Raw genomic sequence first — 21,111 nt, forward strand, 5'->3', positions numbered from 1 at the left:
CAAATGGCCAACCGCTACGCACTGCGCATGGACTTGCCCCAAAGCTGGGCCATCATCGACGTCTTCACCGGCCAGCCCGTCGTCGTCAGGCAAAGGGCGATGGTCGGCATGAGCCCGCGCGACGCCAACGCCATGGTCGATCAGATGAATGTCCGGGACGTCAAGCGCCGGGAGAAGGCGGAGCGTAAATCCTGATCCAGCGCCGTCCGCCTGTCGTCTCAGCGGAAGTCGTCGGCCGTCAGCACATACATGCTCTTGCGCGTGCGGTCATAGGCCTTTGACGCTACGTCGCGGATGACACTGCTCTCGGTGTCGAAGGTGGCGAGATAGCCGGCTTCATTGGCTGCCGTCGCCGGCTGCATCCTCGTCATGGCATCGGCGGCGACCGAGAAGGAAATCTGGAACATGCCGTCATAGCCGACGAACCGGATGCGCTTGCCGGCCTCGTCGTAGCTGCGGCTGCGGTTGGGGAAGGTCAGGCTCATGATTTTGCCTCCGTCGTTTTCTTCACCGCGCGTTTCTTCTTCGGCGTCGAGTTCAGGGCCTCGGCCACGCGGTCGGCTTCTTCCTTGGCCAGCCGCAATTGCCTCAGCCTTGCCGTCTTGATCTCCCTGGCCCTCGCTTCGGACATATATTCGGCGGTTGCCTTGTTGCGCTCCGCCGTCTTCTTCTGCTTGTCGACAAAGCGCGCTTCAGCTTTTTCCATGATCGTCTGGTTGCCGTCGGCCATCGAGGAAATCTCCCTTGCGTCTGAAATCGTGAAAATGAACTTGTCCGATAAATAGGCACTCTGCCGGGAAAATTCAAATTTTTGAAATATTTGGTCGTTTTCCGACCCGATGAAACCGGGCGCCGAAATAATACTATGATTATTCAATATCCGCTCGGAATAAATTTTGGCACTCCTATCTATCGAGTGCCAAAGAGCCTATAGAAGGGGGCGGCCGCCTATGCCGGCCCCAGAAAGAAGTTCTCATGAAATTTCGGCCACTCCACGACCGCGTCGTCATCCGGCGCGCCGAAGGCTATATCAAATCCAAGGGCGGCATCATCATTCCCGACAATGCCAAGGAAAAGCCGCAGGAAGGCGAAGTGATCGCGGTTGGTCCCGGCGCCCGCGACGAAAACGGCGCACTTGTTCCGCTCGACGTCAAGGCCGGCGACTTGATCCTGTTCGGCAAATGGTCGGGCACGGAGGTCAAGATCGACGGCGAGGATCTTCTGATCATGAAGGAAGCCGACATCATGGGCGTTATCGAAAAGAGCGTCGAAGCCAAGAAGGCCGCCTGACTGAAGCGCCGCGCCTCTGCGCGGTGACGGCTCCACTCCAAATGCGAACTGGATAAAATCATGTCTGCCAAGGAAATCAAATTCTCCACCGATGCGCGCGACCGTATGCTGCGCGGCGTCGAGATCCTCACCAATGCGGTCAAGGTCACGCTCGGCCCCAAGGGCCGCAACGTCATCATCGACAAGGCCTATGGGGCGCCGCGCATCACCAAGGACGGCGTCACCGTCGCCAAGGAAATCGAGCTTGCCGACAAGTTCGAGAACATGGGCGCGCAGATGGTGCGCGAAGTGGCCTCGAAGACCAACGACCTCGCCGGCGACGGCACCACCACTGCCACGGTGCTGGCCGCCTCGATCCTGCGCGAAGGCGCCAAGCTGGTTGCCGCCGGCATGAACCCGATGGACCTCAAGCGCGGCATCGACCAGGCCGTCGCGGCCGTCGTCGTGGAAATCAAGGCGAAGGCCAAGAAGGTCAAATCGTCGGCCGAGATCGCGCAGGTCGGCACAATCGCCGCCAATGGCGATACCAGCGTCGGCGAGATGATCGCCAAGGCGATGGACAAGGTCGGAAATGACGGCGTCATCACCGTCGAGGAAGCCAAGACCGCGAACACCGAACTCGACGTCGTCGAAGGCATGCAGTTCGACCGCGGCTATCTCTCGCCCTATTTCGTCACCAATGCCGACAAGATGCGCGCGGAGCTGGAAGAGCCCTATATTCTCATCCACGAGAAGAAGCTCGGCAATCTGCAGGCAATGCTGCCGATCCTCGAAGCGGTGGTGCAGAGCGGCAGGCCGCTGCTGATCATCTCCGAGGACGTCGAAGGCGAGGCTCTGGCGACGCTGGTCGTCAACAAGCTGCGCGGCGGCCTCAAGGTCGCGGCCGTCAAGGCGCCGGGCTTCGGCGACCGCCGCAAGGCGATGCTGGAAGACATCGCGGTGCTCACATCCGGCCAGATGATCTCCGAGGATCTCGGCATCAAGCTGGAGAACGTCACCATCGAGATGCTCGGCCGCGCCAAGCGCGTGCTGATCGAAAAGGACACCACCACGATCATCGACGGCGCCGGCACCAAGGCGACCATTCAGGCGCGTGTCGCCCAGATCAAGGGCCAGATCGAGGAAACCACCTCCGACTATGACAAGGAGAAGCTGCAGGAGCGGCTGGCCAAGCTCTCCGGCGGCGTTGCCGTCATCCGCGTCGGCGGCGCCACCGAGTCGGAAGTCAAGGAAAAGAAGGATCGCATCGACGACGCGCTGAACGCCACGCGCGCGGCGGTCGAGGAAGGCATCGTGCCGGGCGGCGGCGTGGCCCTGCTGCGTGCCAGGACGGCGCTTGCCGGCCTGAACGGCGCCAATGCCGATGTCACCGCCGGCATCTCGATCGTGCTCAGGGCACTCGAAGCGCCGCTCCGCCAGATCGCCGAGAATTCGGGCGTTGAAGGCTCCGTTGTCGTCGGCAAGCTCTCCGACAGCAAGGATCACAACCAGGGTTTCGATGCCCAGAACGAGGCGTATGTCGACATGATCAAGGCGGGCATCGTCGATCCGGCGAAAGTGGTGCGCACCGCGTTGCAGGATGCCGGCTCGATCGCCGCGCTTTTGATCACCGCCGAAGCGATGATCTCGGACATTCCGGCCAAGGATGCCGCGCCTGCGGGCGGCGGTGGCGGCATGGGCGGCTACTAGGATTCGGCCGGCTCGCGAAGGTGGTTTCATAAAAGCCGTCTTTCAGACCTAATCCGTATCTCGCCGAACCGGCCTTTGCCGCAGGCGAGACGACTATCGCCGGGGGATTCTCCCCCGGCGCGCAGGCCTCTGGCCCAGGAGATCGATCCATGATCGTGTTCGTGCAGAAGCCACAGACGGTCGTCACGACCGAAACGACAGAGGAAAGCCGCTTCGACCGCATCCGCAGGATTGCCGCCGACAAGCACAAGAAATCCGAGCCCGACCCGGCAACGCCACAAAAGGGCGACCCCAAGCGTCCGATGTAATAGCGGCGCCGCCGCCGCTACATTCCGCTCAACCTCAGCACCACATCGCGCGTCAGCGGCGCAAGTTCGACGGAATTGGTCGAGCCGGGCTCCAGCCAGATGATCTCCTCGATCTCGGCGGCGGCTATCGGCTGGCCGTCGATGGAGAGCGCGAACAATTCCGCCTCGACCGTGCTGTCCGGCTCGTTGGCGGCCGTGGCCGAGAACAGGCCGAGCCGGGAGGTGGTGGCGGGGTCGACCGCCAATCCGAGTTCCTCGCGCAGTTCGCGCACCAGGGTGTCGAGCGGGGCCTCGCGCGGCTCGATCTTGCGGCCGGGCTGCATGAAGGCGCTGGTGCCGCGCTTGCGCACCAAAAGCAGCCGGCCCGACGCATCCGCGATGACGCCGGCAGCGATCCTGATCTTGCGGCTTTCGTGGCGGGTAGGATTCACGGTAGACTGTTCCGGTGGTCGTTTGGTGCAGAGCGCCTGCGGAAAACGGAACCGCGATTCTCAGTTCGGAGACAAGCCATGTTCGCAGCCAAAGCCATCGACACTTCGGACAAGGCCGCGTTCTACCGCGATCTTGCCGCGCAACTGAAGGCGCTGCTCGAGGGCGAGGGCGACTCGATCGCCAATGCCGCCAACACCGCGGCGCTGATCTTCCAGATGGTGCCCGATCTCAACTGGGCGGGCTTCTATTTCCTGGCCTCGGACGAGGAATTGGTGCTGGGTCCGTTCCAGGGCAAGCCGGCCTGCGTGCGCATTGCCGTAGGCAAGGGCGTATGCGGCACGGCGGTCGAACTCGGCACCTCGATGCTTATCAAGGACGTGCACGATTTCCCCGGCCACATCGCCTGCGACGCCGATTCGCGTTCGGAACTGGTCGTGCTTCTCGAAGACGATGAAGGCGTCTTCGGCGTGCTCGATCTCGACAGCCCGCTGCCCGGCCGCTTCGACAAGGCGGACCAGGCCGGCATCGAAACACTGGCCGCGATCTATGTGGCGGCGAGTTCGTTCGAGGATTAGGCGCTTTCCTGCCGGACAGAAGGGGCGCCGTAGAGCGCTACCTTTGGGGCCTAGGCCAACTTCACCAGCATCAGACTGAAGCCGCCGATGAATAGGAAGGCCGAGAAGGCGAGCGCCAGCGGGCGCAGGCCGCGCGAGCGCAGCTGCGAGATATCGGCCTGCAGGCCCATGGCGGCCAGCCCCATGGTCAGCATGATGGTGGTGGCGAGCGCCATCGCCGATTTCACTTCGGCGGGTATCGCGACAAGGCTGTTCAGAGCCACGACGGCGACAAAGGCGGCGACGAACCATGGCATGGGCGGGCGCGCCGCCTGCTGGTCGCTGCTGCTCTTGCGGCGCGCCATCAGGCCCAGCGCGATGACCATCGGCGCCAGCATGGCGACGCGGGTGAGCTTGGCGACGGTGGCGATCTCGCCCGATTGGGTGCCGTTCTGGAAGCCGGCGCCGATGACCTGCGCCACCTCATGGATCGAGGCGCCCGCCCACAGACCGAAAGCATGCTGGTCGAGGCCGAGCAGCGGCGCCAGCAGCGGGAAGCCGAGCATGGCGACGGTGCCGAACAAGGTGATCGAGGCGACGGCGTAGGTGACGTCCTCGTCGCGCGCGTCGGTGACGATGTTGGTGGCCACGATTGCCGAGGCACCGCAGATCGAGGTGCCGGCGGCGATCAGCTGCGCCAGTTTCGCGTCGACGCCGATCAGCCGGCCGAGTGTGATGGTGAAGACGAAGGTGGCGCCAAGGGTGGCTGCCACGATGCCGACACCTCCGGCGCCGATCGACACCACCTGGCCGAGCGTCAGCTGGAAACCGAGCAGCACGATGGCGAAGCGCAGCAGCCGGCGCTGCGAAAACGCGATGCCGGCCTTGGCGTGCGCCGGCGTGCCGAGCACGTTGGAGTAGATCATGCCGGCGACGACGGCTATTATCATCGGGCTGAACAGGGCAAAGCCGGAGACGTTGTGGGCCGAGAAGGCCACCGCAGTGATCATCGCGACCAATATCACACCGGACACGGGTCCGGCCTTGGTCGAGTCGAGCGCCTTGCGGCGCTGCGCGGGTTCGGCGGAAATCAGGCTTTTTGGAATATCGTTCGCAATGTGGGATAAGGAAGACAACGTCATGCTCCAGGCGACTTCGCCCGGGGAATGCCATTCCCCAACTAATCTTTCCAATGAATTATTTTCGTTAGAATGATCGATTTTTCAGGACGGTTTTCAGGCTTGCGTGACCAAAAATGCCGTCGTCGGCCAAGGGCCGAGACGGCATGCCCCAATCAGGGTTGGTGAGGCAGCGCGGCAAAGGGGCTGGGCACCGCCAGAAAGTGGCTTGGCGTTGGCTTGACGGGCCACTCATGCTGCGCCAGCTTGGCGCCATGTTCGTTCTTCCCGCGCCAATGTCATGCGACGCCGAACCTGTACACTGCGAGGCGGCATGATTGCGCGACGACGAGGAGTGGCCCGTTAATTCCGGTTCGTTCTTCCCAGCCCCGCTCGCGCAACCGCCGGCGGGCTTTTCATGTCTGGAGCCTCTCGATGAGCATCAATCCTTCCATCCAGTTCCGGCAGGCCGGGCCGGCGGACGCCACCGCCATCCGGGACATCGTGCGCTTGGCCTATGCCAAATGGGTGCCGCTAATCGGCCGCGAACCGCTGCCCATGCGCGCCGACTACGACATAGCGGTTGCAGAGCATGAGTTCGACCTTGCGACCGAGCAGGGCGAAATCGTCGGCGTGATCGAAACCATGCCAGCCGACGATCATGTCTGGATCGAGAATGTCTGCGTGGCGCCGCATGCGCAGGGAAGGGGGATCGGCCGGCTGTTGCTGGAGCGGGCTGAACGCAAGGCGGGCGAAGCGGGCCGCAACGAACTTCGCCTGCTGACCAATGGCGCCTTCGCGGCCAATGTGTCGCTTTACAAGAGGCACGGCTATAGGATCGACCGGGAGGAGCCGTTCATGAACGGTACGACTGTTTATATGAGCAAGAGGCTCGCTGGATAGACCGCAATCGGAGTTCGACAATGGCTGCCAAAATCAGGCTGAAGCAACTGCCCGGGCTGTACGCGATTTCGCGGCTCGAGCCTGGAGCGAGCATTCCCGGTTGGGCGGACGGGCCAGGCTTCGTCAGCATCACCAGAACCGAGGATGAACTTTCGATCGTCTGTCTGCAGGATCGCGTTCCAGATGCCGTCAAGCGGGATGACGAGTGGGTCGCCTTCAAGCTCCAAGGGCCTTTCGCTTTCGATGAAACCGGCATCGTGTTGTCGGTCATCAGGCCGCTGTCGGAAAACGAGCTGGGCATTTTCGTGGTTTCGACTTTCGACGGCGATCACCTGCTGGTGAAAGCCGCCGATCGGGTCGCGGCGACACGGCTTCTAGGCGAAGCCGGGCATACTCTGCTGTAATTCGTTCTGCTCCAGCTATCGCCCGCCCGGCTGGTTCAACCGCTCGCGGCTCGCTCACCAGTTCGGGGTTGCGTTTGACAGTGCCGGTCGCGCATCGTTATTTCTAACCAGATATCACGCCGGACGGCTGTGCGGCGCCCCTCAGGAGAAATCATGTCACACAATCTGCAGTTCTACATCGATGGCGCGTGGGTCGATCCTGTCGTGCCCAACACGCTCGATGTCATCGATCCGTCGAACGAAGATAGCTTCGCGCAGATTTCGCTTGGTTCCAAGGCCGACGTCGACAAGGCGGTGGCCGCCGCGAAGCGGGCCTTCGGCACATTCGGCTTCACCTCGGTCGAGGAACGGCTCGACATCCTCAACCGCGTCATCGAGGTCTACAAGAAGCGCAGCCAGGACCTTGCGCTCGCCGTGTCGCGCGAGATGGGCGCGCCGCGCCGGATGGCGCTCGACAGCCAGGTCGGCATCGGGCTCGCGCATCTGGCCAAGATGGCGGAAGTGCTGAAGAGCTTCCAGTTCCGGCAGGTCAAGGGCTCCTCGCTGATCGTCAAGGAGCCGATCGGCGTCGTCGGCCTGATCACGCCATGGAACTGGCCGCTGAACCAGATCACCTGCAAGGTGGGTCCGGCGCTTGCCGCCGGTTGCACCATGGTGCTGAAGCCATCCGAGATCGCGCCGCTCGACGCCATCGTCTTCGCCGAGATCTTCGACGAGGCCGGCGTGCCGAAGGGCGTGTTCAACCTCGTCAATGGCGACGGCCCCGGCGTCGGCCAGGCGCTGTCCAGCCATCCCGATATCGACATGATGTCGTTCACCGGCTCCACCCGGGCCGGCATATTGGTGGCCAAGGCCGCCGCCGACACCGTCAAGCGCGTGCACCAGGAACTTGGCGGCAAGTCGGCCAACATCTTGTTCCCGGATGTCGACCTCGCCACCGCCGTGACCAAGGGTGTCGCCGGCTGCTTCAGCAACAGCGGCCAGTCCTGCAACGCGCCAACCCGTATGTTCGTGCCACGCGACCGTCATGACGAGGCGGCTTCCTACGCCAAGGCGGCGGCGGAAAAGTTCGTGGTCGGTCCGGCCGACGCTCCCGGCACCAAGCTCGGCCCTGTCGTCAGCCAGGCCCAGTTCGACAAGATCCAGGACATGATCCAGAGCGGCATCGACGAGGGAGCCACGCTGGTCGCGGGCGGCCCCGGCCGTCCGGCCGAACTCAACCGTGGCTACTATGTCAGGCCGACCGTGTTCGCCGATGTCACCCACGATATGCGCATCGCGCGCGAGGAGATTTTCGGGCCGGTGCTGGCGATCATGCCCTACGACACGGTCGAGCAGGCGGTCGAGCAGGCCAACGACACCGTCTACGGCCTTGCCTCCTATATCCAGGCCAAGGATATCCAGAAGGCGCGCGACGTCGCGGCGCGCATGCGCTCCGGCAACGTCTACATCAACTATCCCCAATGGGACGCCGGCCTGCCCTTCGGCGGCTACAAGCAATCCGGCAACGGCCGCGAATACGCCGAATACGGGCTGGAGGATTTTCTGGAGATCAAGGGCATAGCGGGGTATGAGGCGGCGGAGTAGGCGGACAAGAGCCGCCCTTACAGAACGTGGGTTCCTCTCCCCCGCAAAGCGGGGGAGAGGTGGCCGCGAAGCGGTCGGAGAGGGGGCTGCGGCGATGGAAGGTTTTCACGGCATATCCACGCCGCGCCATTCCCCCGCTCCGTCTCGGCTTCGCCGAGCCACCTCTCCCCCACCTTCGTGGGGGCGAGGAACCCTGGTTCTGTTATGCCGCACCACCTAGGTGACCGCTCTGGTCCTGTTTCCTTGCCAATTGGCAAATGCATGCTATATGTCTGCCAGTAGCGGGAGCAGAAAATGCAGCTTCAGTCCATCGTCACCACGCCGGCCGCGGTCGGCAGCGCCATCTCGGATGAAGAGGCGGGCGCCCTGGCGCGCACCACGGTCAATCTGTTCAAGGCGTGGGGCCTCACCGACCTCGAGGCCTGCATCCTGCTCGGCGGCATGTCGGCGCGCACCTGGGCGCGCTGGAAGGAAGGCGGCATCGGCCGGATCGACCGCGATCTGCGCACCCGCATGGCGCATCTGATGGGCATCCACAAGGGCCTGCGCTACCTCTTCACCGAGCCGGCGCGCGGCTATGCCTGGATCCGCAAGCCCAATGCCACGTTCGGCGGCCAATCGGCGCTCGACCTGATGCTGCGCGGCGAAATCTCCGACCTTGCCGCGATGCGTGAATGGCTCGACGCGGAGCGTGGTGCATGGTGAGTGGGCTCGCGGTCCGGCGCCGCGTCCACTGGCCCCAGACCTTCCGCATCATCCGCTCCATCCATCCGCCTATCGACCTCTTCGAGGACATTGCCGACCCGCGCGATTGGGAAGCGCTGGCCGCCGTCGAGGAGAAGACCAATCCACGCATCCGGCTGGAACTCGGCGACCTCGGCAAGGTTCCTGCCGAAAGGCGGGTGTCCGGACCCGGCGCAAGTTTCGTGATGGCGCCCTTCGTGCATTGCTCGACCTTGCGGCCCGGGCGGTTTTCCGATGGCAGCTACGGCATCTACTATGCCGGCGACAGCGAGGAGGTGGCGCTGGCCGAAACCATCCACCACCACCAGAATTTTATGCGCGCCACCAAGGAGGAGCCGGGCTGGACCGCGGATTTCCGCGTGCTGATCGGCAGCGTCGATCGCGACCTCGATGACGTCAACGCGGTGCCCGGCGCGCTCGACCCGGACGACTACACCGCCTCGCAGGCCGAAGGCCGCGCCTTGCGCGCGGCCGGCAGCGACGGGCTGGTGTGGAGCAGCGTGCGCATGCCGAGCGGGCAGTGCATCGGCATCTTCTGGCCGGATGCAATAACTGTTCCCGTCCAGGGGAGGCACTACAGCTACCACTGGGACGGCCGCCACGTGGATTTCGTGCGCCAGCACGATACGGGCAAGGTGCTGGCGGTCACTTGAGGCGGCGGCGCCGGTCAGTGCCGCAGGATCTTGCTCAGGAAGGCGCGGCTGCGATCGGTCCTGGGGTGCGAGAAGAACTCGTCGGGCGTGCCGCTTTCGACGATGGCGCCAGCATCCATGAACACCACGCGCTGGGCGACCTTGCGGGCAAAGCCCATCTCATGCGTCACCACCATCATGGTCATGCCTTCCTCGGCAACCGCGACCATGACGTCGAGCACTTCCGAAATCATCTCGGGGTCGAGGGCGGAGGTCGGCTCGTCGAACAGCATGATCTTGGGGCGCATGCCGAGGCAGCGGGCGATCGCCACACGCTGTTGCTGGCCGCCTGAAAGCTGCGCAGGATAGGCGTTGACCTTGTCGGCAAGCCCGACCTTGGCCAGCAGTTCGCGGCCGGCCTGCTCGGCCTCCGCGCGCGGGATCTTGCGGACATGGATCGGCGCCAGCGTGACGTTTTCGAGCGCGGTCTTGTGCGGGTAGAGGTTGAAGGACTGGAAGACGAAGCCGATCTCGGTGCGCAGCTTCGTCATGTTGGTGGCGGGGTGGCCGAGCCGCTGGCCGTCGACGACAAGGTCGCCGTCCTTGATCGTCTCCAGCCCGTTGATGCAGCGGATAAGCGTGCTCTTGCCCGACCCGCTCGGGCCGCAGACGACGACCACTTCGCGCGGCTCGACGCTGAGCGTGATGTCCCTCAGCACGTTGAGCGTGCCGAACCATTTGTTGACGCCGCGAAAATCGATCATGCCCGTTTTGGTCATGTGGTCGGAACCTTTGGGTTCGATGTCATATCTGCACCTCGCCATGGGCGGCACCGATGCGCCGCTCGAGCCGGCGGGCGAGCATGATCAGCGGATAGCAGACGATGAAATAGCCGACGCCGACGAGGAAGAACACCAGCAGGCCGTTCGGCACGCGCTGCACCACCAGCCAGCCGACGCGGGTGAGATCGGTCAGGCCAATCGCAGAGACGACCGAAGAGTCCTTGATCAGCAGCACATATTGCCCGACCAGCGGCGGCAGCACGATGCGCATCGCCTGCGGCAGCACCACCTGGCGCATGCGCTGCCAGCGCGACAGGCCGGACGCCAGCGCCGCCTCGACCTGGCCTGTTGGCACCGAGCGGATACCGGCGGCGACGATCTCGCAGATGAAGCAGGCGGCGAGGTTGGTCAGCGCGATGATGCCGGCGGTGAAGGCGTCGAGCTCGATGCCCAGCTCCGGCAAGATGAAGAAGATCAGGAATATCTGCACCAGGAACGGGGTGCCCCGGATGAGGTCTACCCAGGCACCGATCACGCCGGCGATCAACCGGTTGCCGCCAGTCCGCAAGATGCCGAGGCCGAAGCCGAGCAGGGTGCCCAGCACCAGGCTGATCAGCGACAGCACCACGGTCATGCCGAGGCCGCGCAGCGCCAGCGGATAGCTGCCCGCAAGGCTTTGCAACTGCTGCCAGATCATATGCGCGCTCCCGCCGAGCCGAGCCAGCGGCCGGAGAGAACCGCCAGCCCTTTGAGGCCGTAATAGAGCATGAGGTAGAAGGCGGCGATGGTGAGAAATCCTTCCGCCGGCATGAAACGGTCGGAGGCGAGCAACTGGCCGGCGCGCGTCAGCTCGGCAACGGAGATCAGCGACAGGAGCGCCGAATCCTTGACCAGCACGATCGCTTGTCCCAGCAGCGGCGGGATCGTCACCTTGAACGCCTGCGGCAGGACCACCAGGCGCATGCGCTGGACATAGGTCATGCCCGAAGCAACACTGGCCTCAACCTGGCCGCGCGGGATCGACAGGATGCCGGCCCGAATGATTTCAGCGACATAGGCGCCGCTGTTCAGTGACAGCGCGAGGATGCCGACGACGAGTTCGGGCAGCACGAAACCGAGGCGCGGCAGGCCGAAATAGAGAAAATAGAGCTGCGCCAGCAAGGGCGTGGCGCGTACGGCGTCGATATAGGCCTTGGCCGGCACCCGAAACAGCCAGCCGCGCTGCAGGTTCATCGCGCACAGCAGGATGCCGACCGCGAGCGCGCCGAAAAAGGACAGCGCCGACAGCCACACGGTCGTGACCAGGCCCTGCCCGAACAGGGGCAGGTATTCGACGATGGTGCGGAAGCTGAAATTCTCGAGCATGGGCGTGAATGGTGATTAGGGAGTAGTGAGTAGTGAGCAGTGAGTAGTGAGGCGGATCCGGAATTCCCTATTCACTACTCACTAATTCGCTACTCACTAATCCCTAATTCCCTAATCCCTAATCAGTGATCTTTCTTCCAGTCTTCCGAATTGACCCAGTAGTCGAGGTTCTTCTGCAGGCGGCCGTCGATGGTGACCTGGTTGAGGAACAGGTTCATCCAGATCAGGAGATCCGGCTCGTCATAGCGGGTGGCGAAGGCAAGCGGCTCCTTCGAGAGGAGGTCCGGCATGATTGTGAAGGTCCCGGCCGGATAAGCCGTCGACTGGCCCTTGACCGCCGAGACGTCGTTGACGCCGCAATCGGCCTGGCCGTTGTTGACGGCGTCGAGCAGCAGCGGACCGCCGCCCTTGTAGCTCTTGATGTCGGCATCGGGGAAGGCTGCCTTGGCTTCCTTCTCGCCGGTGGCGCCGAGCAGCACGGCGATCTTGGTGCCCTTGGCCTTGCAGTCGTCGGCGGTCTTGAACTTGCCGTCGGCCTTGGTGAAGACGGTGCTGCCCGTATACATGTAAGGCGTGGTGAAGGCGACCTTCATGCCGCGTGCCAGCGTCGGCGTCATGTCGGCGACCAGAAGGTCGGCCTTGCCCGAAAGCAGCGCCGGGATCAGGCCGTCCCAGTCGAAGTCGAGGAAGGTGATCTTGACGCCCATTTCCTTGGCCATCAGTTCGGCCAGTTCCACCGAGCTGCCGGTGCGTTCGCCATTGGCGCCGACCAGCGAGAAGGGCGGTCCCTGTGTCTGCACGGCGACACGCAGTTCGCCGCGCTTGGTGATGTCGTCGAGCGATCCGGCGCTGGCGGCGGCGGTGAGGCCGGCCAGTGCGAGGCCGGCGATGAAAAGCTTGGCAATGTTCATTGGTTTCATTGGGCATTCCTCCTTTTGTCGTCTTGTTGTCCACCCTACAGGGTGCTTTTTGAGCGGCGGCGCCGTTGCCGGCGGCGGCCACCGTTCGAAAATCCGTCTCCTCAGTGCCGGGCCGCCGTTTCGGCGACCGCGATGCCGCGGCTGGCCAACGCGTCGAAGAAAGGCGCGTCCGGCACATGCAGCAGCGGGTTGAGCAGGCCGAGGCCCCCGAGAACCGCTATCCTCATGCCGGCTCCTTGCGAATGCTGTCGTCGGACCAGCAGCCTTCCGGCAGGCTGACCCATTTGTTGCAGGACGCCATGACGACGAAGGTCTCGCTGCGCACGACCTCGCCCGGCTCGCCGGCGCCCGGGATCAACTCGCTGGTGACGCGGTAGAGATCGGCGACGTCTCCGGCCACCGTCACGTCGACGATGATGTCGAAGCGCCCGGTGACGACCGAGGCCGAGTTGACGAAGGGCAGTTCGGAAATGCGCTGTGCCAGTTCGCGGGCGCGGCCGCGTCCTTGCGCGTTGATGCCGACGATAGCCGAGATCAGTTCGGGCCGCTCCGTCAGGTTCAAGAGCCCGACGATCTTGAGCAGGTTGCGGTCGAGCAGGTTGCGCAGCCGCGTGCGCACCGTCGGCACCGAGATCGCCAGAATCTCGGCGAGGCGGTTGATGCCCGGCTGTGCGTCCTGCGACAGCTGTTTGACCAGCCGCCGATCGGTCAGATCGAGATGTTCCCGCAAGTCCCCCGTCTTTCATAAAACGAAAAAAGCTAGGCGATTTTTTTGCCTATGTGCAAACAAGCTATTTCATGGATTCCTTAAAGGCAAGGCATGATTCCACGCGAATTCAGCATGTGGTCGGCGGCTTCACACCAGTGCGGCCACCAGCAGCTTGGCCTGCGGCGTCAACGTGTCGAAGCGGCGGGCGCAGAGATTGAGCTGGCGGGTTCCCCAGTCGTCCGTCAGCCGCCGGCTGCGCAGGCTGGGCGCCGAGCGGCGCACGATGCTTTCCGGCACGATGGCGACGCCCGCGCCCTGGGCCACCAGCCTGCAGACATTGTCGAGGCCGGGCACGCGGATGCGAAAATGCAGATGACCGCCAAGGCGCGCGGCCTGGCGGGAGATGTGCTCCTGCAAGGGATGGCCGGCACTCAGGCCGACAAAGGTTTCACCGAGAATGTCGGCGAGGCCGGTCGCGCGGCCTTCGAGGCCGGGGCGGTTGCGCGCGGCGATCACCACCAGCCGGTCAACGAAGAACGGTTTCTGCTCGAGATGGGAAAGGCCGGCCCAGGTCGCGGCAATGCCAAGATCGGCGGCGCCGCTCGCCACCGCCTCGGCGATCTCGTGGCTGGGGCGCTCATCGAGGTCTATGTCGATGCCGGGATGCGCGACCAGAAAGGCCGGCAGCCTGTCGCGCAGAAGTTCGCTGGTGGCGGCCGTGTTGGCGAGCAGGCGGACCCGCGCGCGCAGGCCGGTGGCATAGGCGCCGAGCTCGCCGGCCATCGCCTCGATCTGATTCTGCACCGCGCGCGCGTGGTGCAGCAGCGCCTGGCCGGCGGCGGTCGGCACCACGCCGCGCCGGCGGCGCTCCAGAAGCGGCGCGCCGAGCCTATCCTCCATGCCCTTGATGCGGGCGCTGGCCGAGGCCAGCGCGAGGCCCGCGAGCTCGGCGCCATGGGTGATGCTGCCGCGCTCGGCGACCAGCAGGAACAGCCGGAGATCGACGAGGTCGAAGCGCATCTTTTTCCTCCCGCAAGACAGCCCGGGCGCACGCGATCGACGGCGCATCCGGCCGACCGCTTTCAGCGCCAGCCTTCGCCTCAGACGAAGGCTGGTGCCGTAATTTCCACATTGTGGGTGACGGCGAATTTCGTCAAACAGTTTCGGTGGAGGTCCATGATGAGAAAACCAGCATCGAACCGGCAAGGGCTCGGTATTGCTGAAAGTGCGGCGATGCTGCTGGCGGTTGCCGTTGCTCTTCTGGCCATGGCGCGCTCGGATTCCGGCATGCCAGGATGCGCCATGACATCCGCCCCTGTCAGCAGCGCCGCCGCCGGACCGGGGCCGGCAGCGGGGATCGACGCCGCCGACATGCTGCTCCATGATTGAGCCGCTGAGCGCCGCCGCCGTTGCCTGGATCTGCGCCGTCTTCCTTGCCGCAGGCTTCGTCAAGGGCGTGGTCGGGATGGGCCTGCCGACGGTGGCGATGGGCCTGCTGGCGGTGGCCATGGCGCCGGCCGAAGCGGCCACGCTTCTGCTGATCCCGTCGCTGGTTACCAATCTGTGGCAATTGTCCACTGGTCCTTCGTTCGGCGGGCTCGTCAGGCGGCTATGGACGATGATGGCCGGCGTGGTGATCGGCACCGTTATCGGCGCCGGCCTGCTCACCGGCGCGCATACGGCGGCCGCGTCCGGCGCGCTCGGCGTGGCACTGATGCTCTATGCCGTTCTCGGCCTCGCAAAGGCCGGCTTCTCAACGCCGCCACGCCACGAGGCCTTGCTATCGCCGCTGGTCGGGGTGGCGACCGGTCTGGTCACCGGCGCCACCGGCGTCTTCGTCATTCCGGCGGTGCCCTACCTGCAATCGCTGCGGCTGGGCAGGGAAGAGCTGATCCAGGCGCTCGGCCTGTCCTTCACCGTGTCGACGGCGGCGCTGGCCATCGGGCTGTTCAGGGCCGGCGCCCTGGCCTCGCCGACGGCCGGGCTGGCGGGTTCGATCGCGGCGCTGGCGCCTGCGCTCGCCGGCATGGCTGTCGGCCAGGCGCTGCGCCGGCGCATGAGCGTCGAGACTTTTCGCAAAGTGTTCTTCGCCGGGCTCTTGGCGCTGGGATTTTATCTGGTGGCCGAGGCGGCGTTCTGAGTGCCGCTTGCAGAGCGCCGACTGGCCGGACCCGGCTTACCGCACCACCAGGACCGGGATTTCGCTGTAGGATACGACTTCCGCGGTCTGGCTTCCCAGAAGCAGCCTGCCCAATCCGCGGCGGCCGTGCGAGGCCATGACAATCAGGTCGGAGCGTTCGGTCTGCGACAGCTCCAGGATCGCCTCGGCGGGCCTTCTGTCCTCGATGTGCACGACCTTGGCCGACACGCCCAGCCCCTCGGCGGAAGCCTTGCATTTGTCGAGCACCTCCTTGCCGTATTTGCGGGCTTCTTCCTGATAGGCGGCCAGCTCATCGCCCGCGGCGTAGCCGGCCATGGCGCCGCCCCAGGCGAAGATCGGGAATTGTTCTGAGACGGTGACGAAGGTCACGGCGGCGCCGAGGCCCTTTGCCAGCCCGAGGCCGTGGGCAACGCCCTTGTCGGCCAGTTCCGACCCGTCGGTGGCGATGAGCAGATGTTTGTACATGATGATCGTGACCTATCGTGCTTGGTGAACTATGGACCACACATAGTCATGCCCGGCGCCCAGTCATTGTGCCAATGCGGCGGGGATCAGGGCCAGGGAATGTGGTGGGCATCGCGTGGACCGCGCCCAAACGAGCGTTCCACCCCCGGACTTTCGCGCCAGCTGGATTCCCCTTCGCGGCATCGTCCTCTAAGGTGCGGCAACTTCGAAAGGCCCACCATGAGCAGTGCGTTTCCTCAAATCCATCTGGTCCGGCATGGCGAGACGGCGTGGAGCCTTTCGGGCCAGCACACCGGCCGCACCGACATGCCGCTGACGACCGCCGGCGAGGCGGCCGCGCGGGGTGTGGCGGATCGGCTGAAAGGCCTGCGGTTTTCGGCCGTGTGGTCGAGCCCCTCGCAGCGCGCCTACAACACCAGCCTGCTTGCCGGTTTCGGGGCGCAAAGCATCAAGATGGACGACCTGCAGGAATGGGACTACGGCGCCTATGAAGGGCGAACCACCAGGGAGATCCTGGCCGAACGGCCGGGCTGGAACGTCTTTCGCGACGGCTGCCCGCAAGGCGAAACGGCGGCCGATGTGGGCGCCCGCGCCGACAGGATCATCGATCGCCTGCGCGAGGCCAACGCCGACACGCTGATCTTTTCCAGCGCGCACTTCCTGCGCGTGCTCACCGCCCGCTGGCTCGGCTTGCCGCCGCAGGACGGCGCGCTGTTCGTGCTCGATACGGCCAGCATCAGCGTGCTCGGCTACGAGCATGACCTCGGCGAGCCGGTGGTGCGCAAGTGGAACGGGAAGTAGGCGGCCTAGCTGTCGAACTTCCGGATCGCCTCGGCGGTTACCGGCGTGAAGAAATTCACCAGATTGTAGTCGGGGTCGCGGAACAGCAGCGAGCGGTTGCCCCAAGGCATGGTGGTAGGCTCCTGGACAATTGCGCCCTTGATGGTTTCCGCCAGCCTGGCAAATTCTGCATCGACGTCGCCGACTCGGAATTCGATGATGGCCGTGCGGTTGTCGGCTGGGCGGGCGATGTCGCTGCCGAACAGCATCAGGGTGCGCGTGCTGCCGATCGCCAGCGTGCAGGCTGGCGTCGCCAGTTCGGCGAAGTCCTCCGTGTACATCGTCACCGGCATGCCGGTGATCTCGCCATAGAAGCGCACGAGGCGCTGGACATCGGACGTGATGATGCGGACAGAGACGAAATTCATCGCATTGGCTCCTTGATCGTCGAAGCCGCGGCTGGGCTCCCCGCCTTCTATAGGCCGGGGCCCCTGACAGCTTTCCGTCAGGAGACGGAAGTGCCGGTGGGATTTCAGATCTGCCGAGCGGCAGTGCCGACCCTGCGCCTATTCATCCCGCCAGCAGCGCCAATTCGTCGGGCGTCAAATGCCTCGCAGTACCCTTGGCGAGGTCGCCGAGCGGCAAGCGACCAATGGCGACGCGGATCAGGCGCTTGACCTCAATGCCGTGGGCGGCGAGCAGGCGCCGGATGTGGCGGTTGCGGCCCTCGTGGAGCACGATCTCCAGCCAGGCGGTGCGGCCGCCGCTGCGCAGCAGCTCGATCGAGTTCGCAGTCAGCATTTCACCCTCGACGGTAGCGCCGGCGCGCAGCGCTTCCAGCACCGCGGCGTCGGGCACCGTGGCGATCTGAACATGATAGGTCTTGGGCAGGTGCGAGGCCGGGTCCATCAGCCGGTTGGCGAAGCGCGTGTCGTTGGTCATCAGCAGCAGGCCTTCGCTCGCCTTGTCCAGCCGGCCGACCGGCGAGACGAAAGGCAGGTCAAGCCCTTCAAGACAGGCATAGACGGTGTCGCGCTCGAGCGGGTCGTCGCGGGTCGTGACCAGCCCGCGCGGCTTGTTGAGCATGAGATAGACCTTGCGCTCGGCAACGACGTCTTCGCCGTCGACGACGATACGGTCGCGCTTCATATCGACGCGCAGGGAAGCATCGCGCGCGACCTTGCCACCGACGCGCACGCGGCCCTCGGCGATCAGCCGCTCGGCCTGCGTGCGCGAGCACAGGCCGAGCTTCGACAGCGCGCGGTTGAGGCTGACGCCGGGTCGTGGTGGTCGTGGAGCCATGCTGCTTCGGATCGATCCGTTGTACCGGACCAGATGCCATGGCCGGCGACGGCTGCGCAAGCCGCCGCCGAGGTCGGGATCTTGCCGGACAGCGGTGCCGCCCGGCAAGCGCTAGTCGCGCCGGCTTAGGCTGCTTGCTCGGTCTCGTCCGCGATCCCGTTCAGCACGGAAAGCGCGTCGGCTGGCAGCTCCAACTCCGCCGCCGCCATGTTTTGCCTGAGATGCGCAATGGACGAGGTGCCGGGGATGAGCAGGATGTTGGGCGCGCGACGCAGGAGCCAGGCGAGCGCCACCTGCATGGGCGTGGCGCCGAGTTTTTGCGCGACATCGGCCAGCGTGCTGGATTGCAGCGGCGTGAAGCCGCCGAGCGGGAAGAACGGCACATAGGCGATGCCGGCCGCGGCAAGCTCGTCGATCAGTGCGTCATCCTCGCGATGCGCGATGTTGTACTGGTTCTGCACGCAAACGATGTCGACGATGCCGCGCCCCTGCGCGATCTGGGTTGATGTGACATTGCTCAAGCCGATATGGCGCACCAGACCCTGACGCTGCAGTTCGGCGAGCGTATTCAGTTGGGGTTCGAGCGAACCTTCGGCCGGGCCGTGTATGCCGTGCATGGAGCGCAGGTTGACGACCTCCATCGTGTCCAGTCCCAGATTGCGGAGATTGTCGTGCACGGCCTGCGTCAGTTCCTGCGGCGACATTGCGGGGATCCACGATGCATCGGCGCCGCGCCGGGCACTGACCTTGGTGACGATGGTGAGGTTGGCGGGGTAGGGGTGCAGCGCCTCGCGGATGATCAGGTTGGTGACGTGCGGACCGTAGAAATCGCTGGTGTCGATATGGTCGATGCCGCTCGCCACCGCCTCGCGCAGCACGGCGAGTGCAGCGTCATGGTCTTTCGGCGGGCCGAACACGCCGGGTCCGGCCAGTTGCATGGCGCCGTAGCCCATGCGCTTCACGGTGCGGTCGCCGAGCTTGAAGGTTCCGGCCTTGCAGATGTCGGTCATGGTCTCAATCTCCTTTGCATCGGCCAGATATAGACAATGCACGCCTGCGCGATAATATGGCGCAATCGGCACAGGCTGTGCGGAAAGGCGTACAATGACGGATCTGGGCGACCTCCAGGCATTCATGGCGGTGGCGCGCGCCGGCGGCTTTCGCGAGGCGGCCAGGGTCAGCGGCGTCAGCGCCTCCAGCCTCAGCGAAACGGTGCGGCGGCTGGAGGCGGGGCTCGGCGTGCGGCTCCTCAACCGCACCACGCGCAGCGTCGCTCCGACCGAGGCCGGCGCGCGACTGCTGGAGCGGCTGGGCCCCGCGCTCGGCGAGGTCGAGGCAGCGCTCGATGTCGTCAGCGGCTTTCGCGGCCGCCCGGCCGGCACGCTGCGGCTCAACGTGCCTGTCGTGGCGGCGAAACTGGTTCTGCCGCGCCTTCTGCCGCCCTTCCTTGCCGCCTATCCCGACATAAGACTGGAGGTGACCGCCGAGGACAGTTTTGTCGACATACTGGCGAGCGGCTGCGATGCCGGCATCCGCTATGACGAGCGGCTGGAGCAGGACATGATCGCCGTACCGATCGGCCCGCGCCGGCAGCGCTTCGCCACCGCTGCCGCAACGGCCTATCTCGACAGGCGTGGCCGGCCCGACCATCCGCGCGACCTGCTCGATCACGCATGCCTGCGCGGCCGCTTCGCCAGCGGCCTGACGCCGCCCTGGGAGTTCGAGCGCGACGGCGAGATAGTGAGCGTCGAGCCGACCGGGCCGCTGCTGGTCAGCACCGGCACGGCTATGGCGCTTGCGCTCGATGTGGCCGTCGCCGGCGGCGGCATCGTCTCGCTGTTCGAGGACTGGCTGCGCCCCTATTTCGACGATGGCCGGCTCGAACCGGTACTGGAGCCCTGGTGGCAGGAGTTTTCCGGCCCGTTCCTTTATTACCCGGGCCGCCGGCTCATCCCGGCGCCGCTGCGGGCATTCATCGACTTTGTCGGCGGGATGCGGTGGTAAGGCGCCCCGATGACGGTTTCATGGGACGCATGGCAGGACGCAACCCGCTGCGCATTTCTGGAATGTTCCAGGAACGAGCAGGGATCATCGCGGCGGGTCCAATGACACCTTGGCGCGCTTCGCCAGCTCGCGAATCCGCTCCGCGACCGCGCTGTCGACCGGATTGTAGACGGTCAGGCTCAGATCCGGGCGGCCGTCGACCGCGAATCCCGAATATTCCAGCTCGATGTCGCCGAGCACCGGGTGCTTCAGCCGCTTGGTTCCGTCGCCATGGCTGAGCACGTCGTTCTCGCGCCACAGGGCGGCGAATTCGGGGCTGGCGCTGCACAGTTCGTCGACGAGTTCGCGTACCTCGGACACCGCGCCGGCACGCGCCGCGTCGGCGCGGAAGGCGCCCACCACGAAACGGGCGAGGTTTTCCCAGTCGTGCTGCTTTTCGCGGATGGCCGGGCTGCGGAACATGAAGCGCAAAATGTTGCGCTGGTCTGCGGGCAGGGCGCTGTAATCGGTCAGCACGACCTGGGCGGCGCGGTTCCAGGCAACGACATCCCAGGTAGCGGTCCTGACCAAGGCGGGGCTCGCTTCAAGCGTGTCGAGGAGGCGCTGCAGCCGGGGGCTGATGCCTTCCGCGCCGATATAGCGGACCTCAGGCGGGCGTCCGAGCCCGAGCATGAAAAGGTGCTCGCGCTCGGCCTCGGTCAGCATCAGCCCCTTGGCGATGCGGTTCAGCACATCGGCCGAAGGCGCGCCGCCACGACCCTGCTCCAGCCATGTGTACCAGGTCGGGCTGATGTTGGCGCGCTGGGCCACTTCCTCCCGGCGCAGCCCCGGCGTGCGCCGGCGCCCTGAAAATCCGAACGAGGCCGGATCGAGCCGGGTGCGCCGGTCTCTCAGAAACGCCGCGAGCGAACCGGCGGAATTGGTGGGCATCCTGTTAGCCATTATACCACGATAAGATCACT

Annotated in this window: 30 protein-coding genes; 14 read left to right on the plus strand and 16 right to left on the minus strand. The window is 65.0% G+C overall.

Features of this window, described 5'->3' with window-relative positions:
• Positions 1-3: 3 nt before the first annotated feature.
• On the plus strand, positions 4-195 hold the full coding sequence (locus tag FJ443_RS08990) for a hypothetical protein (RefSeq protein WP_140521391.1): 192 nt from the start codon (positions 4-6) through the stop codon (positions 193-195).
• Between the two features lie 23 nt (positions 196-218).
• Here FJ443_RS08990 and FJ443_RS08995 read toward each other — a convergent pair whose 3' ends face one another.
• Positions 219-485: a DUF1488 domain-containing protein gene (locus tag FJ443_RS08995; RefSeq protein ID WP_140499190.1), complete on the minus strand. Its 267-nt coding sequence runs from the start codon at positions 483-485 to the stop codon at positions 219-221.
• Positions 482-730, minus strand: a complete 249-nt coding sequence (locus FJ443_RS09000) for a hypothetical protein (RefSeq protein ID WP_140663572.1) — start codon at positions 728-730, stop codon at positions 482-484. The genes FJ443_RS08995 and FJ443_RS09000 overlap by 4 nt, the downstream gene beginning before the upstream one ends.
• Before the next feature lie 245 nt (positions 731-975).
• Between FJ443_RS09000 and FJ443_RS09005 the strand changes: the two genes are divergently transcribed.
• The 3 genes from FJ443_RS09005 (at position 976) to FJ443_RS31115 (ending at position 3,287) form a co-directional block, all read left to right on the plus strand.
• Positions 976-1,290, plus strand: a complete 315-nt coding sequence (locus FJ443_RS09005) for a co-chaperone GroES (protein ID WP_140663574.1) — start codon at positions 976-978, stop codon at positions 1,288-1,290.
• A 60-nt stretch (positions 1,291-1,350) separates the two neighbouring features.
• Positions 1,351-2,979 (plus strand): chaperonin GroEL, encoded by a 1,629-nt coding sequence (groL, locus tag FJ443_RS09010; protein ID WP_140663576.1) that lies wholly within the window; start codon positions 1,351-1,353, stop codon positions 2,977-2,979.
• A gap of 149 nt (positions 2,980-3,128) precedes the next feature.
• Positions 3,129-3,287 carry a hypothetical protein gene (locus FJ443_RS31115; RefSeq protein WP_181167223.1) on the plus strand — a complete coding sequence of 53 codons (159 nt, stop codon included), beginning with the start codon at positions 3,129-3,131 and terminating at the stop codon, positions 3,285-3,287.
• 17 nt (positions 3,288-3,304) lie between these two features.
• Here the strand turns inward: FJ443_RS31115 and FJ443_RS09015 are convergent, their stop codons facing one another.
• Positions 3,305-3,718 (minus strand): NUDIX domain-containing protein, encoded by a 414-nt coding sequence (locus FJ443_RS09015; protein WP_140663578.1) that lies wholly within the window; start codon positions 3,716-3,718, stop codon positions 3,305-3,307.
• 78 nt (positions 3,719-3,796) lie between these two features.
• On the opposite strand from FJ443_RS09015, the gene FJ443_RS09020 reads away from it, so the two are divergent.
• Positions 3,797-4,294 carry a GAF domain-containing protein gene (locus FJ443_RS09020; protein ID WP_140499180.1) on the plus strand — a complete coding sequence of 166 codons (498 nt, stop codon included), beginning with the start codon at positions 3,797-3,799 and terminating at the stop codon, positions 4,292-4,294.
• Between the two features lie 50 nt (positions 4,295-4,344).
• On the opposite strand, the gene FJ443_RS09025 is transcribed toward FJ443_RS09020, so the two are convergent.
• On the minus strand, positions 4,345-5,409 hold the full coding sequence (locus FJ443_RS09025) for a YeiH family protein (RefSeq protein ID WP_140663580.1): 1,065 nt from the start codon (positions 5,407-5,409) through the stop codon (positions 4,345-4,347).
• A 417-nt stretch (positions 5,410-5,826) separates the two neighbouring features.
• On the opposite strand from FJ443_RS09025, the gene FJ443_RS09030 reads away from it, so the two are divergent.
• The 5 genes from FJ443_RS09030 (at position 5,827) to FJ443_RS09055 (ending at position 9,682) form a co-directional block, all read left to right on the plus strand.
• Entirely contained in the window at positions 5,827-6,294 is a 468-nt protein-coding gene (locus FJ443_RS09030) for a GNAT family N-acetyltransferase (RefSeq protein WP_140663582.1), read from the plus strand.
• Positions 6,295-6,314: 20 nt separating this feature from the next.
• A complete protein-coding gene (locus FJ443_RS09035) occupies positions 6,315-6,698 on the plus strand; it encodes an ACT domain-containing protein (RefSeq protein WP_140582600.1) in 384 nt (127 codons plus the stop codon).
• Positions 6,699-6,851: 153 nt separating this feature from the next.
• Positions 6,852-8,285, plus strand: a complete 1,434-nt coding sequence (locus tag FJ443_RS09040) for an aldehyde dehydrogenase family protein (RefSeq protein ID WP_140663584.1) — start codon at positions 6,852-6,854, stop codon at positions 8,283-8,285.
• Positions 8,286-8,579: 294 nt separating this feature from the next.
• Positions 8,580-8,990 carry an MbcA/ParS/Xre antitoxin family protein gene (locus FJ443_RS09050; RefSeq protein WP_140499170.1) on the plus strand — a complete coding sequence of 137 codons (411 nt, stop codon included), beginning with the start codon at positions 8,580-8,582 and terminating at the stop codon, positions 8,988-8,990.
• On the plus strand, positions 8,984-9,682 hold the full coding sequence (locus FJ443_RS09055; RefSeq protein WP_140663588.1) for an RES family NAD+ phosphorylase: 699 nt from the start codon (positions 8,984-8,986) through the stop codon (positions 9,680-9,682). Before FJ443_RS09050 ends, FJ443_RS09055 begins: the two co-directional genes overlap by 7 nt.
• 14 nt (positions 9,683-9,696) lie before the next feature.
• Here the strand turns inward: FJ443_RS09055 and FJ443_RS09060 are convergent, their stop codons facing one another.
• From FJ443_RS09060 to FJ443_RS09085, 7 genes are all read right to left on the minus strand, one after another.
• Positions 9,697-10,440, minus strand: coding sequence for an amino acid ABC transporter ATP-binding protein (locus tag FJ443_RS09060; RefSeq protein ID WP_140521398.1), 744 nt, complete (start codon positions 10,438-10,440; stop codon positions 9,697-9,699).
• Between the two features lie 25 nt (positions 10,441-10,465).
• Positions 10,466-11,140 carry an amino acid ABC transporter permease gene (locus FJ443_RS09065; RefSeq protein WP_140521399.1) on the minus strand — a complete coding sequence of 225 codons (675 nt, stop codon included), beginning with the start codon at positions 11,138-11,140 and terminating at the stop codon, positions 10,466-10,468.
• Positions 11,137-11,808 carry an amino acid ABC transporter permease gene (locus FJ443_RS09070; protein WP_140499162.1) on the minus strand — a complete coding sequence of 224 codons (672 nt, stop codon included), beginning with the start codon at positions 11,806-11,808 and terminating at the stop codon, positions 11,137-11,139. Before FJ443_RS09070 ends, FJ443_RS09065 begins: the two co-directional genes overlap by 4 nt.
• 122 nt (positions 11,809-11,930) lie before the next feature.
• Positions 11,931-12,719: an ABC transporter substrate-binding protein gene (locus FJ443_RS09075; protein ID WP_140516312.1), complete on the minus strand. Its 789-nt coding sequence runs from the start codon at positions 12,717-12,719 to the stop codon at positions 11,931-11,933.
• 110 nt (positions 12,720-12,829) lie between these two features.
• Positions 12,830-12,955 (minus strand): hypothetical protein, encoded by a 126-nt coding sequence (locus tag FJ443_RS31950; RefSeq protein WP_263486469.1) that lies wholly within the window; start codon positions 12,953-12,955, stop codon positions 12,830-12,832.
• Positions 12,952-13,458, minus strand: coding sequence for an Lrp/AsnC family transcriptional regulator (locus FJ443_RS09080; protein WP_140499160.1), 507 nt, complete (start codon positions 13,456-13,458; stop codon positions 12,952-12,954). Before FJ443_RS09080 ends, FJ443_RS31950 begins: the two co-directional genes overlap by 4 nt.
• Before the next feature lie 126 nt (positions 13,459-13,584).
• Positions 13,585-14,457: a LysR substrate-binding domain-containing protein gene (locus FJ443_RS09085; RefSeq protein WP_140663590.1), complete on the minus strand. Its 873-nt coding sequence runs from the start codon at positions 14,455-14,457 to the stop codon at positions 13,585-13,587.
• A gap of 156 nt (positions 14,458-14,613) precedes the next feature.
• Here FJ443_RS09085 and FJ443_RS09090 point away from each other — a divergent pair, with 156 nt between their 5' ends.
• The gene (locus tag FJ443_RS09090) at positions 14,614-14,826 is read left to right on the plus strand and encodes a hypothetical protein (protein WP_210239605.1); all 213 of its coding nucleotides are present in this window, start codon (positions 14,614-14,616) and stop codon (positions 14,824-14,826) included.
• Entirely contained in the window at positions 14,819-15,577 is a 759-nt protein-coding gene (locus FJ443_RS09095; RefSeq protein WP_140663595.1) for a sulfite exporter TauE/SafE family protein, read from the plus strand. The genes FJ443_RS09090 and FJ443_RS09095 overlap by 8 nt, the downstream gene beginning before the upstream one ends.
• A gap of 36 nt (positions 15,578-15,613) precedes the next feature.
• On the opposite strand, the gene FJ443_RS09100 is transcribed toward FJ443_RS09095, so the two are convergent.
• Positions 15,614-16,063 (minus strand): universal stress protein, encoded by a 450-nt coding sequence (locus FJ443_RS09100; protein WP_140663597.1) that lies wholly within the window; start codon positions 16,061-16,063, stop codon positions 15,614-15,616.
• Positions 16,064-16,282: 219 nt separating this feature from the next.
• On the opposite strand from FJ443_RS09100, the gene FJ443_RS09105 reads away from it, so the two are divergent.
• A complete protein-coding gene (locus tag FJ443_RS09105) occupies positions 16,283-16,864 on the plus strand; it encodes a histidine phosphatase family protein (RefSeq protein WP_140663599.1) in 582 nt (193 codons plus the stop codon).
• A 5-nt stretch (positions 16,865-16,869) separates the two neighbouring features.
• Here FJ443_RS09105 and FJ443_RS09110 read toward each other — a convergent pair whose 3' ends face one another.
• The 3 genes from FJ443_RS09110 to FJ443_RS09120 form a co-directional block, all read right to left on the minus strand.
• Positions 16,870-17,271, minus strand: coding sequence for a VOC family protein (locus tag FJ443_RS09110; protein WP_140559852.1), 402 nt, complete (start codon positions 17,269-17,271; stop codon positions 16,870-16,872).
• Between the two features lie 142 nt (positions 17,272-17,413).
• The gene (locus tag FJ443_RS09115; RefSeq protein ID WP_140663601.1) at positions 17,414-18,145 is read right to left on the minus strand and encodes a pseudouridine synthase; all 732 of its coding nucleotides are present in this window, start codon (positions 18,143-18,145) and stop codon (positions 17,414-17,416) included.
• 125 nt (positions 18,146-18,270) lie between these two features.
• Positions 18,271-19,155 carry an aldo/keto reductase family oxidoreductase gene (locus tag FJ443_RS09120; protein WP_140663603.1) on the minus strand — a complete coding sequence of 295 codons (885 nt, stop codon included), beginning with the start codon at positions 19,153-19,155 and terminating at the stop codon, positions 18,271-18,273.
• Positions 19,156-19,249: 94 nt separating this feature from the next.
• Here FJ443_RS09120 and FJ443_RS09125 point away from each other — a divergent pair, with 94 nt between their 5' ends.
• Positions 19,250-20,149, plus strand: a complete 900-nt coding sequence (locus FJ443_RS09125; protein ID WP_140663605.1) for a LysR family transcriptional regulator — start codon at positions 19,250-19,252, stop codon at positions 20,147-20,149.
• Positions 20,150-20,233: 84 nt separating this feature from the next.
• Here the strand turns inward: FJ443_RS09125 and FJ443_RS09130 are convergent, their stop codons facing one another.
• Positions 20,234-21,079, minus strand: coding sequence for a helix-turn-helix transcriptional regulator (locus FJ443_RS09130; protein WP_181165261.1), 846 nt, complete (start codon positions 21,077-21,079; stop codon positions 20,234-20,236).
• Positions 21,080-21,111 lie beyond the last annotated feature (32 nt).

Source organism: Mesorhizobium sp. B2-6-1 (assembly GCF_006440475.1).
GTDB lineage: Bacteria > Pseudomonadota > Alphaproteobacteria > Rhizobiales > Rhizobiaceae > Mesorhizobium.

Coding starts and splice junctions, on each gene's coding strand:
- FJ443_RS09095 (WP_140663595.1), top strand. CDS start 14,819: ATGATTGAGCCGCTGAGCGCCGCCGCCGTTGCCTGGATCTGCGCCGTC.
- FJ443_RS09040 (WP_140663584.1), top strand. CDS start 6,852: ATGTCACACAATCTGCAGTTCTACATCGATGGCGCGTGGGTCGATCCT.
- FJ443_RS09130 (WP_181165261.1), bottom strand. CDS start 21,079: ATGCCCACCAATTCCGCCGGTTCGCTCGCGGCGTTTCTGAGAGACCGG.
- FJ443_RS09020 (WP_140499180.1), top strand. CDS start 3,797: ATGTTCGCAGCCAAAGCCATCGACACTTCGGACAAGGCCGCGTTCTAC.
- groL (WP_140663576.1), top strand. CDS start 1,351: ATGTCTGCCAAGGAAATCAAATTCTCCACCGATGCGCGCGACCGTATG.
- FJ443_RS09065 (WP_140521399.1), bottom strand. CDS start 11,140: ATGATCTGGCAGCAGTTGCAAAGCCTTGCGGGCAGCTATCCGCTGGCG.
- FJ443_RS09120 (WP_140663603.1), bottom strand. CDS start 19,155: ATGACCGACATCTGCAAGGCCGGAACCTTCAAGCTCGGCGACCGCACC.
- FJ443_RS09075 (WP_140516312.1), bottom strand. CDS start 12,719: ATGAACATTGCCAAGCTTTTCATCGCCGGCCTCGCACTGGCCGGCCTC.
- FJ443_RS09060 (WP_140521398.1), bottom strand. CDS start 10,440: ATGACCAAAACGGGCATGATCGATTTTCGCGGCGTCAACAAATGGTTC.
- FJ443_RS09085 (WP_140663590.1), bottom strand. CDS start 14,457: ATGCGCTTCGACCTCGTCGATCTCCGGCTGTTCCTGCTGGTCGCCGAG.
- FJ443_RS09005 (WP_140663574.1), top strand. CDS start 976: ATGAAATTTCGGCCACTCCACGACCGCGTCGTCATCCGGCGCGCCGAA.
- FJ443_RS09090 (WP_210239605.1), top strand. CDS start 14,614: ATGATGAGAAAACCAGCATCGAACCGGCAAGGGCTCGGTATTGCTGAA.
- FJ443_RS09105 (WP_140663599.1), top strand. CDS start 16,283: ATGAGCAGTGCGTTTCCTCAAATCCATCTGGTCCGGCATGGCGAGACG.
- FJ443_RS09115 (WP_140663601.1), bottom strand. CDS start 18,145: ATGGCTCCACGACCACCACGACCCGGCGTCAGCCTCAACCGCGCGCTG.
- FJ443_RS09035 (WP_140582600.1), top strand. CDS start 6,315: ATGGCTGCCAAAATCAGGCTGAAGCAACTGCCCGGGCTGTACGCGATT.
- FJ443_RS09055 (WP_140663588.1), top strand. CDS start 8,984: ATGGTGAGTGGGCTCGCGGTCCGGCGCCGCGTCCACTGGCCCCAGACC.
- FJ443_RS09070 (WP_140499162.1), bottom strand. CDS start 11,808: ATGCTCGAGAATTTCAGCTTCCGCACCATCGTCGAATACCTGCCCCTG.
- FJ443_RS09100 (WP_140663597.1), bottom strand. CDS start 16,063: ATGTACAAACATCTGCTCATCGCCACCGACGGGTCGGAACTGGCCGAC.
- FJ443_RS08995 (WP_140499190.1), bottom strand. CDS start 485: ATGAGCCTGACCTTCCCCAACCGCAGCCGCAGCTACGACGAGGCCGGC.
- FJ443_RS09030 (WP_140663582.1), top strand. CDS start 5,827: ATGAGCATCAATCCTTCCATCCAGTTCCGGCAGGCCGGGCCGGCGGAC.
- FJ443_RS09050 (WP_140499170.1), top strand. CDS start 8,580: ATGCAGCTTCAGTCCATCGTCACCACGCCGGCCGCGGTCGGCAGCGCC.
- FJ443_RS09000 (WP_140663572.1), bottom strand. CDS start 730: ATGGCCGACGGCAACCAGACGATCATGGAAAAAGCTGAAGCGCGCTTT.
- FJ443_RS31115 (WP_181167223.1), top strand. CDS start 3,129: ATGATCGTGTTCGTGCAGAAGCCACAGACGGTCGTCACGACCGAAACG.
- FJ443_RS31950 (WP_263486469.1), bottom strand. CDS start 12,955: ATGAGGATAGCGGTTCTCGGGGGCCTCGGCCTGCTCAACCCGCTGCTG.
- FJ443_RS09125 (WP_140663605.1), top strand. CDS start 19,250: ATGACGGATCTGGGCGACCTCCAGGCATTCATGGCGGTGGCGCGCGCC.
- FJ443_RS09110 (WP_140559852.1), bottom strand. CDS start 17,271: ATGAATTTCGTCTCTGTCCGCATCATCACGTCCGATGTCCAGCGCCTC.
- FJ443_RS08990 (WP_140521391.1), top strand. CDS start 4: ATGGCCAACCGCTACGCACTGCGCATGGACTTGCCCCAAAGCTGGGCC.